Genomic DNA, 1,587 nt, shown 5'->3' with positions numbered 1-1,587 from the left:
GAGGTTCTTAAACAGCGCTGCCGCAAGGGACGAGTTGCATCCCCATGACCTTGGCCTTTGTGGCGAGGTTGTGCAATACCCTTTGGCGATAACGCTCCTCAAAGTACTCTTGCCCCAGGTCGGTGTACTCCTGCCCATGGGTGAGCATGGCGTAGATCAACCGCGCTAGCTTGTGGGCAGCAGCAGTGACGGCTTTGGGCTTGTCCATGCGCGCGCACATGCGTCGGTAATACGCTCCCAGCGCCGATTGGCTCGAGCGCAAGGATGCGGCCGCCAGGCGTAGCGCCTGCGCCGCACGGTTGGCACAACGTTTGGTCTTTCCACTCATGACCTTGCCCCCGGTGATCCTGGTGCCGGGACACAATCCCAGCCAGGAGGCAAAGTGCTTGTCGCTTGGGAATTTGCCCATGTCCGCGCCCACCTCGGAGGCCACCACCAGTGCTGTGGTCACGTCGATGCCGTCAATGCGCGTGAGATCCACGCCGCACATCTGAAACAGCTGCGTGCGCAGATCAAACTTCGGCGCATTGCGGGCACGTCCGCGTGCGCGCTTGCTGCCTGCTGCTGGCGCGTCATCACGAACATGCAGTGCCTGCAACTGCGCCTGAATCTGCGCGTCGCACTCGGCCAGTTGGGTGGCGCAGAAGTCAAACGCGTCCAACGCCTGCTTGAGGGCAAACAGGTGTTCGGGCCGCCAGCTTCCCTGCAAGCTCTTGGCAATCTCGTCTTCGCTGGCGTGAATGCGCGCGCTCTTGAGTTTGGCAAGGGCCATCCCGTCGCGTTCACCGGCGAGGATTGCGCGCAGGATTCTTTGTCCAGTCTGGCCCACCACGTCGGAGATGACGTTGGCCAACTGGATGTTCATCTGCGTCAGAGCCTTTTGCATGTGCTGTACCAGGCGCCCCTGACTGCGCAACAGCATCATGCGTTGGCGGTTCAGACAGCGCAGCACACAGACCTGCTCGGCCGGGCGGAAAGCACCATGCAGTAGCCCAAAGCTCATGAGTTGCTGCAGCCACTGGCAGTCCAGCACATCGCTTTTACGTCCCGAGACGTTCTTGACGTGGCGGGCGTTGACCAGCAGCACGCTAAAGCCGCGAGACTCAAGCAGTTCGTACAGCGGTATCCAGTACACACCCGTGGATTCCATGGCTACGGTATCCACGCTGCAGGCGTCAAGCCAATCGACCAGGCGGTTGAGATCGGCTGTGAAGCTGGCGAACTCGCGCACCGGTTCGTCGTCGCGGTCAGGTGGCACGGCCACGAAGTGCGAAGCACTGCCAATGTCGATACCGGCTGCGTTGGGGTGTGTCAGGGTGATGGCCGACTGTGTGGTGGGCCGCTTGCGCTGTGCCATGGCATCCTCCATCATGAGAAGTGGAACGTGGCACCGACTCGGGTACGTCGTCTTGATCACTCTCTCAAACGGGATGTCTGGGCCAAGCCAAGAGGCCTGGCACAGGCTCACCAATGTCGATGACGCAGCCCATGACCACGCTGACTCGCGGGCAATGCGCACCATTGCTACATCGGTCTTCGTCGGCGCCGCGTTCCACCTTGCCACACTCAGCGGGCCAACGCCACGTG

General features: G+C 61.5%; 1 protein-coding gene. It reads right to left on the bottom strand.

From position 1 onward, the window contains the following. Positions 1-7: 7 nt before the first annotated feature. Entirely contained in the window at positions 8-1,357 is a 1,350-nt protein-coding gene (locus HNP48_RS35130) for an IS110 family transposase (RefSeq protein WP_184866325.1), read from the bottom strand. Positions 1,358-1,587 lie beyond the last annotated feature (230 nt).

Source organism: Acidovorax soli (genome assembly GCF_014207955.1).
Lineage (GTDB): Bacteria > Pseudomonadota > Gammaproteobacteria > Burkholderiales > Burkholderiaceae_C > Acidovorax > Acidovorax soli_A.
This window is presented reverse-complemented; position numbering and strand designations above follow the sequence as displayed.

Bases quoted from the DNA above. Each gene is read 5' to 3' on its own strand.
- HNP48_RS35130 (WP_184866325.1), bottom strand. From the start codon at position 1,357: ATGGCACAGCGCAAGCGGCCCACCACACAGTCGGCCATCACCCTGACA.